7 protein-coding genes are annotated in these 11,887 nt (G+C 56.2%); all 7 read right to left on the bottom strand.

Going from position 1 to position 11,887, the window contains the following annotated elements; translation table 11 throughout:
* Positions 1-139 precede the first annotated feature (139 nt).
* The 7 genes from RT197_RS07370 to ftsK all read right to left on the bottom strand — a co-directional run bounded on the left by RT197_RS07370 (position 140) and on the right by ftsK (position 11,870).
* Entirely contained in the window at positions 140-1,003 is an 864-nt protein-coding gene (locus RT197_RS07370; RefSeq protein WP_312948809.1) for a dimethyl sulfoxide reductase anchor subunit family protein, read from the bottom strand.
* Position 1,004: 1 nt separating this feature from the next.
* Entirely contained in the window at positions 1,005-1,622 is a 618-nt protein-coding gene (locus tag RT197_RS07365; RefSeq protein WP_312948808.1) for a DMSO/selenate family reductase complex B subunit, read from the bottom strand.
* Between the two features lie 10 nt (positions 1,623-1,632).
* Positions 1,633-4,077, bottom strand: coding sequence for a dimethylsulfoxide reductase subunit A (gene dmsA / locus RT197_RS07360; RefSeq protein WP_312948807.1), 2,445 nt, complete (start codon positions 4,075-4,077; stop codon positions 1,633-1,635).
* A 215-nt stretch (positions 4,078-4,292) separates the two neighbouring features.
* On the bottom strand, positions 4,293-5,585 hold the full coding sequence (gene serS, locus RT197_RS07355; RefSeq protein WP_312948806.1) for a serine--tRNA ligase: 1,293 nt from the start codon (positions 5,583-5,585) through the stop codon (positions 4,293-4,295).
* A 93-nt stretch (positions 5,586-5,678) separates the two neighbouring features.
* Positions 5,679-7,022 carry a replication-associated recombination protein A gene (locus tag RT197_RS07350; RefSeq protein WP_312948805.1) on the bottom strand — a complete coding sequence of 448 codons (1,344 nt, stop codon included), beginning with the start codon at positions 7,020-7,022 and terminating at the stop codon, positions 5,679-5,681.
* An 8-nt stretch (positions 7,023-7,030) separates the two neighbouring features.
* Positions 7,031-7,645, bottom strand: coding sequence for an outer membrane lipoprotein chaperone LolA (gene lolA / locus RT197_RS07345; protein WP_312948804.1), 615 nt, complete (start codon positions 7,643-7,645; stop codon positions 7,031-7,033).
* A 121-nt stretch (positions 7,646-7,766) separates the two neighbouring features.
* Positions 7,767-11,870 (bottom strand): DNA translocase FtsK, encoded by a 4,104-nt coding sequence (gene ftsK, locus RT197_RS07340; RefSeq protein WP_312948803.1) that lies wholly within the window; start codon positions 11,868-11,870, stop codon positions 7,767-7,769.
* Between the last annotated feature and the right edge of the window lie 17 nt (positions 11,871-11,887).

The following is an 11,887-nucleotide window of genomic DNA, read 5'->3' as shown; positions in this document are numbered from 1 at the left end:
AATAAAATACGTAATAATTATCTGATTGTTTTTATTCATTTATGAGACAAATAAATCCGCGCGCTAAGTAGAAAAATTTCATGATAGAAAACAAAAAAGCCGGAGCATTTGCCCCGGCCCGATATAACCAAATGAACGATTAACTGGCGACAGCCATCCCTACCGTCATATGCAGACCGTAGAAGACGCCGCGACCAATCAGCTCCCCTGCCAGCACCAGGATAAAGGCCAGAGACAGGAGTGGAACCGCAGGTTGATAACCTTTCAGCTGCGGGATCACCCAGCAGGCCAGCGCCGCGACCAGCAGTCCGATACGCCAGGCCATCAGCGAACCGTAATCCGATACCAGCGCAGATGCTTGCTGAATGGAGCTATGGATAGCCGCCAGCTCAGCGCCCTGCATCAATGCCACCATCGCACTGACGACTAACGCCAGCAGCGAAACCGCAGGCAGCAGGCGCATCGCCCAGCCATCGACACCCGCCACCCGCAACAGCAGGAAACCTAATAGCGGTCCGCCAATAAACAGGGTCAGGAAGAAGCTCATCGGCGTCCAGATGCTATACCAGGTAGGAACAGTATCGATGGTGTTGTAAACGCGCACCATCATCCACACAAACACTACCCCGAGCACCATGGTCACAATCAACCACACACCGCGCAGCCCGGATGGCAATTTCTTCAACGCTGCCAGCAACCAGCCCAGGCCACCGATCGCAAAGAAAACGGCCCCACTCGCGATTTCATTACTGAGCGAAGATGCGCCGATCCGATTCAGGGAGTTGAAAGCGCGTAGCGGCGATCCCAGATGAAGTGTCGAGGCCATAAAGCCAATTCCCATCAACACCCACAGACCGAACATGCTCATGAGCAGACGCTGTTGCTGCTCAGCGCATAAATTGCCTTTGAGCAAGGCCAGCGCCAGGACAATAAAACCACCCGCCACGCACTGTCCGAAGACAGTGAAAATCATTAACGGCCATTCATGCCATCCACTTCCCATCTCACACCTCCTTCGGATTTGCCAGGTAGCCGGTGGTATCACCCGTCGGACGGCTATTGGCATTCGGTTTAATGACGATACATGGCCTGGTGAAATGCGCAGACGGCAGCGGTGCGACAGCCGCAAGCTGACCGTGTTTCTGACGCAGTTCTTCAATCGGACCAAAATCGAGCGCGCGCAGCGGACAGGACTCTACGCAGATCGGTTTTTTGCCTTCCGCAACGCGGGAATGGCAGCCGTCGCATTTGGTCATATGACCTTTAGCGGCATTGTACTGCGGCGCACCGTACGGGCAGGCCATATGGCAGTAGCGACAGCCGATGCAGACATCTTCGTCCACCACCACAAACCCATCTTCACGCTTGTGCATCGCGCCGCTTGGGCAGACTTTGGTGCACGCCGGATCTTCACAATGGTTACAGGCAATCGACAGATAGTAGGCAAACACATTCTGATTCCAGACGCCGTTGTCCTCCTGCCAGTCGCCACCCGCGTATTCGTAAATACGGCGGAAGCTGACGTCCGGGGTTAAGTCTTTGTAATCTTTACAGGCTAACTCGCAGGTTTTGCAACCGGTGCAACGACTGGAATCAATGAAAAATCCATACTGGGTAGTCATCGGTTACTCCTTATACCTTTTCAACCTGAACCAGGTTCGTGTGGGACGGGTTGCCTTTCGCCAACGGCGACGGGCGCTGCATAGTGAGCACGTTAATGCTGCCAGCCTGGTCGATGCGATTAGCATCCGGGTTGTACCAGGCCCCTTCTCCCAGCGCGACCACGCCAGGCATCATGCGGGGTGTCACTTTCGCTTCGATATGCACCTCACCGCGATCGTTGAAAATACGCACACGGTCGCCGTTGGTGATGCCACGTTTCTGCGCGTCCATCGGGTTCATCCACATCTCCTGGCGACAGGACGCTTTCAGCACGTCGACGTTGCCGTAGGTGGAGTGAACGCGGGCTTTATAGTGGAAACCTGTCAGTTGTAGCGGGTATCTGGCCGTGAGCGGATCGTTATAGTTTTCAAAACCTGGGGTGTAAATCGGTAATGGGTCGATAACGTCACCTTCCGGCAACTCCCAGCTGGAGGCGATTTTTGCCAGCGCTTCGGAGTAAATTTCGATTTTTCCTGACGGCGTTGTCAGCGGGTTTGCCTGCGGATCTTCGCGGAACGCTTTGTAGGCCACATGATGCCCTTCCGGGTCACGTTGCTTATATATCCCCTGCTTGCGGAAGGTATCAAAATCAGGCAAATCAGGGATCGCCTGACGGGAGAGCTCATGCAGATGACGCATCCACCCTTCCTGCGTGCGGCCCTCGGTGAACGTCTTCTCAACGCCGAGGCGTTTTGCCAGTTCGGTCGTCATATCATAAATGGTTTTGCATCCGAAGCGCGGTTTGATGACCTGATCGGTAAAGATGACATACGACATGTTGCCGCAGGAGGCGTCCAGCGCGAAGTCCATCTGCTCAGAGGCCGTGCAGTCCGGCAGCAGGATATCGGCGTATTTTGCCGACGAGGTCATGTGGCAATCGATCACCACAATCATCTCGCATTTTTTGTCATCCTGCAGGATGTCATGCGTGCGGTTGATGTCCGAGTGCTGATTGATAATGCAGTTACCGGCGTAGTTCCAGATCATCTTGATCGGCACATCCAGCTTATCTTTGCCGCGAACACCGTCGCGTAGCGCCGTCATTTCCGGGCCACGTTCAATCGCATCGGTCCACATGAACATGGAGATGCTGGTCTTAACCGGGTTTTCCAGCGTTGGCATACGTTCGAACGGCACTTCATAAGAACCCTCACGCGCGCCAGAGTTGCCGCCGTGGATCCCGACATTGCCGGTTAAAATGGAGAGCATCGAAATCGCGCGGGTGGTGGTTTCACCGTTCGCGTGACGCTGCGGACCCCAGCCCTGGCTAATGTAAGCAGGCTTCGCCGAACCAATTTCACGCGCCAGTTGCACGATTCGCTCAACAGGAATGCCGGTGATGGTGGAGGCCCATTGCGGGGTTTTCGCTATACCGTCACTGCCCTGACCAAGAATGTACGCCTTGTAGTGACCATTGACCGGCGCGCTGGCAGGCAGCGTTTTTTCGTCATAACCGACACAGTATTTGTCGAGAAAGGGCTGATCGACGAGGTTTTCGGTGATCATCACCCACGCCAGCGCATTAACCAGCGCGGCATCAGTGCCGGGGCGAATCGGGATCCATTCATCTTCGCGTCCGGCCCCGGTATCCGTATAGCGCGGATCGACGATGATCATCCGGGCGTTCGATTTTGCGCGCGCCTGTTCGAGGTAATAGGTCACCCCGCCGCCACTCATGCGCGTTTCCCCCGGGTTGTTGCCGAACAGAACCACCAGTTTGCTGTTTTCGATATCTGACGGGCTGTTGCCGTCGGCCCAGCCGCCGTAGGTATAGTTCAGCCCTGCGGCGATCTGCGCGGAAGAGTAGTCACCGTAGTGATTGAGATACCCGCCGCAACAGTTCATCAGACGAGCGATCAGCGTTTTACCCGGCGGCCAGGAACGCGTCAGGGTGCCACCGAGCGTACCGGTACCGTAGTTCAGGTAAATGGATTCGTTACCGTACTCTTTGATCAGTCGCTGCATGTTTCCGGCGATAGTATCAAAGGCTTCTTCCCAGCTAATCTTCTCGAACTTACCTTCACCGCGTTTACCCACGCGTTTCATTGGGTAGCTGAGGCGATCGGGATTGTAAACGCGACGGCGCATTGACCGACCACGCAGGCAGGCGCGAACCTGATGTAACCCTTCGTAGTTATCATCCCCGGTGTTGTCGGTTTCGACATATTTGATTTCACCATCGACAACGTGCATACGCAGCGGGCAACGACTGCCACAGTTAACGGTACAGGCGCTCCAGACCACTTTTTCGGGGGGACTCATCGGCGCGATAGCTTTCGCCGCCGATGCCATACGTGAAAAAGGCAGGGAGAACGCGCTGCTGGCGACAGCAAGGCCGCCAATCGCCGTGGTTTTCACTAACCCGCGACGACTCACCTCGGCTGCCAGTAGAGCATCAGGCACTTTGATTTTCATAGAAACTCACTTTAGTTGCTCACAAAAAAATGAAGATGCGGCATATGCCGCTATATAGTTTTTTATATAATGAATTGAATCGTTATTAGATTTTTATGCTAATAATAAGTGCGTTAAGTATCACTACTTTGGGGGAATGATGTGTTGTCTGGCGTCAAAACGCAGGCATAAAAAAAGCGCCATCAGGCGCTTTTTTGTTTTTGTTTTAAGGCAAATCAACCGATGTACTGCAGGCCTTTCATATAAGGACGCAGCACTTCAGGCACTTCGATACGGCCATCGGCCTGCTGATAGTTTTCCAGCACTGCAACCAGCGTACGACCTACTGCCAGACCAGAGCCGTTCAGGGTATGCACCAGACGGGTTTTCTTGTCTGACTTATTGCGGCAGCGAGCCTGCATACGACGCGCCTGGAAATCCCAGATGTTCGAGCAGGAGGAGATTTCACGATAGGTATTCTGTGCAGGCACCCATACTTCCAGATCGTAGGTTTTGCAGGCACCGAAGCCCATATCACCGGTACAGAGCAGGATTTTGCGGTACGGCAGGCCCAGCAGCTGAAGCACTTTTTCCGCGTGACCGGTCATCTCTTCCAGCGCGTCCATTGAATCTTCCGGGCGGACAATCTGCACCATTTCGACTTTATCAAACTGGTGCATACGGATCAGACCGCGCGTATCGCGACCATAGGATCCGGCTTCAGAGCGGAAGCACGGCGTATGAGCGGTCATTTTGATCGGCAGATCGTCTTCGTCGATAATTTCGTCGCGTACCAGGTTGGTCAGCGGCACTTCTGCCGTCGGGATCAACGCGTAGTTGCTGCTGTCCGCTTCTTCTTCCAGCGGACGGGTATGGAACAGATCGCCGGCAAATTTCGGCAGTTGACCCGTACCGTACAGGGTGTCGTGATTGACCAGATACGGCACATAGTTTTCGCTGTAGCCGTGCTGCTCGGTATGCAGATCCAGCATAAACTGGGCCAGCGCACGGTGCATCCGGGCAATCTGCCCTTTCATTACTACAAAACGGGAACCAGTGAGCTTAACGGCAGCGGCAAAATCCAGCCCGCCATGCATCTCACCCAGCGTAACGTGATCGCGCACTTCGAAATCGAACTCGCGCGGCGTGCCCCAGCGGCTGACTTCGACGTTGTCGTTCTCATCTTTACCCTGCGGTACGCACTCATCAGGCACGTTAGGGATGCTCAGCGCGATGGTACGAATTTCCGCCTGCAAAACGTCGAGTTCCGCTTTGGCGGTATCCAGCTCTTCACCCAGTTTATTAACTTCCAGGCGTAATGGCTCGATGTCTTCCCCGCGCGCTTTCGCCTGGCCGATGGATTTCGATCGTGAGTTACGCTCAGCCTGCAAATTTTCAGTTTTAACCTGCAGAACTTTACGACGCTCTTCAAGAGCGCCCAGCTTATCTACGTCCAGCTTAAAGCCCCGGCGTGCCAGTTTTTCTGCGACTGCGTCTGGCTCGTTACGCAGCAGATTGGGATCGAGCATGCTTATCCTGTGCTTATCGAATGAGTAAAAGGAGAATGTGGCCGCAGCCTGCGGCCACAAAGATTCACCGATAACCTTACCGCAACGCCCGCATTAGCGGTAGCGTTTTGTGGGGCTATTTTGATCCTGTTCAGCAAGCCAGGCGAGCTTTTCGCCAATCTTGCCCTCAAGCCCGCGATTTGTGGGGTGATAATAGCGCGTCTGCGCCATTTCCTGCGGAAAGTATTGTTCGCCAGCGGCGTAGGCATTGGGTTCATCGTGGGCGTAGCGGTACTGCTGACCGTAGCCCATTTCTTTCATTAGTTTGGTCGGAGCGTTGCGCAGATGGTCAGGAACGTCGTAATCCGGGCGCTCCCGGGCGTCGGCCATGGCGGCTTTAAAGGCGGTATAAACGGCATTGCTTTTCGGCGCGCAGGCGAGATAAACCAGCGCCTGGGCAATTGCCCGTTCACCTTCCGCCGGACCCACGCGGGTGAAGCAATCCCAGGCGGAAATAGCTACCTGCATGGCTCGCGGATCGGCGTTACCGACATCTTCGGAAGCAATCGCCAGACAGCGACGCGCCACGTACAGCGGATCGCCTCCGGCGGTAATGATCCGCGCATACCAGTACAGGGCGCCGTCCGGGGAACTGCCGCGCACAGATTTATGCAGCGCAGAGATAAGATCGTAAAAGCGATCGCCTTTGTTATCAAAGCGCGCGCTGCGCTCACCGGCGATTTCGGTCAGTAAGGCGGGCTGAAGCACGCGTTTTCCCGCATCGTCAGCCTCGGCCATATCCGCCATCATTTCCAGGGTATTTAACGCGCGTCTGGCGTCACCGTTGACCAGTTCAGCAATGGCTTTACGGGTTTCCGCTGGCAGGATGATGTCCTTCCCGCCGTAACCGCGCGCGCTGTCGTTCATGGCCTGATCGAGCACCTGCTCAATATCATCCGTGGTCAGCGATTTAAGCAGATAAACCCTGGCCCGCGAGAGGAGCGCCGAGTTAAGTTCAAACGACGGGTTTTCGGTGGTGGCGCCAATAAAAGTAATGGTGCCATCTTCAATATGCGGCAAAAAGGCATCCTGCTGGCTTTTATTGAAGCGATGCACTTCGTCGACAAACAGAATAGTCCGTCGCCCGGCATTGCGATTTTGCCGCGCGCGCTCAATGGCCTCGCGGATCTCTTTGATCCCCGAAGTCACCGCCGAGATCCGCTCTACATCCGCACTGGCATAACGGGCAATCACCTCCGCGAGCGTGGTTTTCCCGGTGCCGGGCGGTCCCCATAAAATCATGGAGTGCAGATGGCCCGCCTCAATAGCGCGCGGCAGTGGTTTTCCCGCCGCCAGCAGGTGCTGTTGACCGATATACTGCGCTAAATTTTCTGGCCGCATACGCGCGGCCAGAGGCTGAAACTCGTTATCGGAAAAGTCGAGCGACAGGTTGCTCACTCATGCCTCTACTTACTACGTTGATCGTCAACAGTGACGCCTTGCGGTGGCGTAAAGGTGAATTTAGCCGGGTCCACCGCACCGTTTTGCTGCGATTTCAGCTGATAGCTGCTGCGCTGATCGTCCTGCTCCACCGCGCTGAACTGATGGATAGTGCCATCGCGTCCAACATTAATGGTGAACTGTTTCAGGTTGCCGCTGTTGCCTTTTGGCGTCAGCACAAAGTCATCACCGCTTTGTTTGATATTGTACTGCTGCCAGTCGCTCGCCTGGTTACGGGCAATCAGCATAAACGGCGTATTGCCGGTGGCATCCTTCAGGAGATTGACGCTGACCTGTTCTACAAACGGGTTGTAGAACCACAGGTTTTTGCCGTCAGAGACCAGCGTACTTTCATCCGGCTGGGTCATATGCCAGTTGAAAAGATTGGGACGTTTAACCCACAAATCACCCTGACCTTCCTGCACCGCCGCGCCGCTGCCATCCGTTACTTTTTGAGTGAAACTGGCGTGAAAGCTGCTGACTTTGTCCAGGCGGGTTTTCAGATCGCCTGCGGCGTCAGCCCAGACGCTGCTGACGACAAAGCCAGAAAGTAATGCACAGGTGATAGCGATTTTTTTCATTGTTATTCCTCACATACGTCTTCCCGATACGGGAGTCCTCTTTGTCACTCACTCTAGGCGTCATGCCCGCATGGCGACAGAAGAAAATACTGAATTTTGGCTTACTTACCCATCTTTACCATTATTCAAACGGGGGCGGAGCCAGCACTTCACGGTTGCCATTATGCCCCTGTTCGCTAACGATGCCCTGCGCTTCCATCTGTTCGATGATACGCGCCGCGCGGTTATAGCCGATGCGGAACTGACGCTGCACGCCGGAAATGGACGCCTTGCGTTTTTCCGTTACAAAGTTCACCGCCTGATCGAATAATGGATCCAGCTCTTCCCCGCTATCCAGACCGCCACCGCCACCTTCGCTTTCGCTGTCAGAAGTAATGCCATCGATATACTGCGGACGACCGCGCGCTTTCCAGTCCTGCACCACCGCGTGAACTTCTTCATCGCGCACAAATGCCCCGTGAACACGCACCGGGATGGTCGAGTTTGGCGCAGAATAGAGCATATCGCCCATTCCCAGCAGGGATTCTGCACCACTCTGGTCAAGGATAGTTCGCGAGTCAATTTTGCTCGATACGGTAAAAGCAATACGCGTCGGGATGTTCGCCTTAATCAGGCCGGTAATCACGTCGACCGACGGTCGCTGGGTAGCCAGCACCAGGTGGATACCAGCGGCACGCGCTTTCTGCGCCAGACGTGCGATCAGTTCTTCCACCTTCTTACCGACCGTCATCATCAGATCGGCAAATTCATCGACCAGCACGACGATATACGGCTCTTTTTTCAGTACCGGATGGGTGGCATCCATACTGTCACCCGGCTTCCAGTACGGGTCCGGGATCGGGCGGCCCATGCGTGCCGCTTCCGCGATTTTTTCGTTGTAACCTGCGAGGTTACGCACGCCCAGCGCCGACATCAGCTTGTAACGGCGTTCCATCTCGTTCACGCTCCAGCGCAAAGCGTTGGCCGCGTCTTTCATATCCGTTACAACTTCAGTCAGCAGATGTGGAATGCCCTCATAGACCGAAAGTTCGAGCATTTTCGGATCGATCATGATGAATTTCACATCTTCCGGCTGCGCTTTATAAAGCATACTGAGGATCATGGCGTTAACGCCGACCGACTTACCGGAACCCGTTGTACCCGCAACCAGCAGGTGAGGCATCTTCGACAAATCGGCGACAACCGGATCGCCTGCAATATCTTTCCCCAGCACCACGGTCAGCGGCGAGGGATTTTCACGGAATTTCGGGCAATCCAGCACTTCACGCAGATAAACCGTCTGACGCTTTTTATTCGGCAGTTCCAGACCAACGTAAGGTTTGCCAGGGATCACTTCCACCACGCGCACGGCAGCGGTGGACAGTGAACGCGCCAGATCTCGCGACAGGTTGGAAATTCGCGCGGCTTTCACACCCGGAGCCAGATTCAGCTCAAAACGGGTGATTACCGGACCTGGCGAGTAGTTCACTACGTCCGCTTTGATACGGAAATCGGCCAGACGAGCTTCCACCAGCCGCGCCATCTGTTCCAGCGCAAAGGTGTCTATCGGCTCAACTTCAGTCGGCGGTCGGGTGAGAAGATCCAGCGACGGCAGCGGCGTGGTGGGTTTTTGCAGCGGATGGCTGTCACCGTTACGCATCAGCAATGGATGGATCAGGCTTTCCTTCGGCTGCGGTGCCTGCGGCTGATAATTCTGCTGCGGCGCGGCGGGCTGCTGGACCTGCGGCTGATAACCATTCTGCGGCGTGACTGGCTGCTTCACCGGCGTCTGGAATTGATAATCCTGCTGCGGTGCCGCTGGCTGTTGCACCTGCGGCTGCGGGCGATAACCCTGCTGCGGCGCCGCTGGCTGTTGTACCTGCGGTTGCGGGCGATAACCCTGCTGCGGCGCCGCTGGCTGTTGTACCTGCGGTTGCGGGCGATAACCCTGCTGCGGTGCCGCTGGCTGTTGCACAGGGCGCGGCTCTTCAACAACGCCTGGTGTAAACAGCGGCTCGTTCGGCCCGTCATCTACCAGCGCTTTCGTCGGAGAAAAATCAAAATCGCTTAATGAGAATGGATTCGCCCCTGCTGGCTGCTCGCTGGCATAGCGCTGCTGCTGGGCGGCGGCGAACTGGCGGGCCAGCTCTGCTTCGGCTGCATCGTCTTCGTCATCCTGCGCGGGGGAATCAGCATAGTCTGCGCCATAGCGCTGCTGCTGCGCCTCAGCGAATTGACGCGCCAGCTGCTGCTGTTCGAATTCGTCTGATTCGTCTTCGTGATGCTGTTCTGCCTGGCGCGCCCGCTCTTCAGCCATACGCTGTGACGGAAGCTTGATGCCGTAGGAGGCCAGTTCACGGCGCGTAGGAACACGAACGCGATTAGGACGCGGTAGCTGAGGACCAATCCCCTCTTTCACCTGGGTACGAACGCCCCCGGCAGCCAGATTAAAGATCGGCGCGGCGGCGCTGGCGGCAGCGGTTGCTTTGTGAACGCTGGCGGCAACCGGTGCGACTGCCGGCGTCGGATCGACAGACGGCGGCTCTACGGCTGGCGGCGGCGTAACCGGCTGCTGCACCGGTTCAGGCACGGGCTGATACCAGGCGGCAAGCTGCTCACGCTCACGAGCGCGCTTCTCTTCAACTTCTTCAAAGTAATACAGGGGTGGACGCCCTGCCTTTACTTCTTCCTGCGCGATCGGCTGCGGCTCGGACGGTTCTTCGTTATACGTCTGCGTGGACTGAGGCGGCTCGCTGACCGACTGCCCGGCCCACGGCTGTTGCGCCGGAGTTTCATACGGCTGCGACTGCGCATAGGGATCGTAATGCGATTCTGGATATTGCGCTGCATCGTCAACCGGCTGGCTCCAGGCATCGTGAGCGGCTGGCGGTTGCGGCTGTTGCCAGGCGTCATGTGCAACGTGAGGCTGCGGTTGCTCCCAGGCTTCCTGTGTAATGTGAGGCTGCGGCTGTTCCCAGACTTCCTGTGCAGCGTGAGGCTGCGGCTGTTCCCAGGCTTCCTGTGCAGTGTGAGGCTGCGGCTGTTGCCAGACTTCCTGCGCAGCATGAGGCTGTGGCTGTTCCCATGGTTGTTGGGCAACCGGGGGCCGGGTCCAGGTTTCCTGGCTGACCTGTGGCTGTGGCACTGCCTGCCAGGCAACGTCAGGCTGACCGATAACCGGCTCTGCACCCTGCACCTGCGGCTGTGGAATAACCGGTTCGACCGGAGCAGCCCACGCCTGGGTTGCCATCGTGGCGGCAGCGGCGGCGGCAACCGGTTCAGTCACCGAATGGCCATTTAATAGCGGATCGTATTCGTCATACTCGTCAGACTGCGTGGCCCGATTACCGGAGAACAACACATCATCAGGATCGGCGGCTACGCCACGGGCGCTGTAGCTAATCTCATCAGGATCGTCCATCCGTCGGCCGGAAAACAGCGCATCATCGGTTTTTCTGCCAAGCGGATTGGCAAATTTCTCTGCCACGCGCTTGCGGCGTGCTAATGCGCCGCGCAGGATGCGGGCGCGGCGGGACTCATGCGGCGGCTCCCGGGATCCGTCTTCTTCGTATTCGTCTTCATCCTCATAGTCGTACTCATCGTCATCTTCTACCCAGGTATCATCACGACGGGTACGGTTGCTGGCGAAGGTAAGGATATTGAGGATTAAACTGCCTAATTTTTCTGCAATACTGACCCATGACCAGCCGGTAAACAGCGTCAGGCCAGCAGCCCACACGCAAAGCAGCGCGATGGTGCCGCCGCTGCTGTGCAACAACGGTTTCAGCGTGGTGCTTAACAGGCTACCGATGACCCCGCCGGAAGCAAAGTACCAGATATCGTCGGCGTTAATTGCCGCCAGCCCGCAGGAGGTGAGGATCAGAGCCAACACGCCGATAAGACGCAGCGAGACGGCAAAATAGTCGATGTAGTCTTCATTAGCCCGGTGCCGGTATGCAAACCAGCAGCCGCCGATGATGATCACCGGAATGGTATAGGCCATGATGCCAAAAATGAAAAACAGAGTGTCGGCAAGCCACGCACCAGGCACGCCTCCCAGGTTATGGATAGGCTCATGCCACGCCGTTTGTGACCAGCTGGGATCGGATGGGTTAAAGCTGAGCAACGCAGCCATCAGCCACAGGGCAAAAAGTGCGCAAAGGATCAGCATGGCCTCCAGAAGTCGGCGGCTGCTGCTTAAACGGGTAATTTTGACGTCTTTGTCTTCAGTGTATTCCTGGCTCAAGAAAGGCTCTCCAGGTC

Source organism: Superficieibacter sp. (assembly GCF_032071645.1).
In the GTDB taxonomy this organism is placed as follows: Bacteria; Pseudomonadota; Gammaproteobacteria; order Enterobacterales; family Enterobacteriaceae; genus Superficieibacter.
Note: the sequence above shows the minus strand (reverse complement) of the source record. Positions and strands in the feature narration are given on the sequence as shown.

Coding starts and splice junctions, on each gene's coding strand:
- RT197_RS07370 (WP_312948809.1), bottom strand. CDS start 1,003: ATGGGAAGTGGATGGCATGAATGGCCGTTAATGATTTTCACTGTCTTC.
- dmsA (WP_312948807.1), bottom strand. CDS start 4,077: ATGAAAATCAAAGTGCCTGATGCTCTACTGGCAGCCGAGGTGAGTCGT.
- lolA (WP_312948804.1), bottom strand. CDS start 7,645: ATGAAAAAAATCGCTATCACCTGTGCATTACTTTCTGGCTTTGTCGTC.
- serS (WP_312948806.1), bottom strand. CDS start 5,585: ATGCTCGATCCCAATCTGCTGCGTAACGAGCCAGACGCAGTCGCAGAA.
- RT197_RS07365 (WP_312948808.1), bottom strand. CDS start 1,622: ATGACTACCCAGTATGGATTTTTCATTGATTCCAGTCGTTGCACCGGT.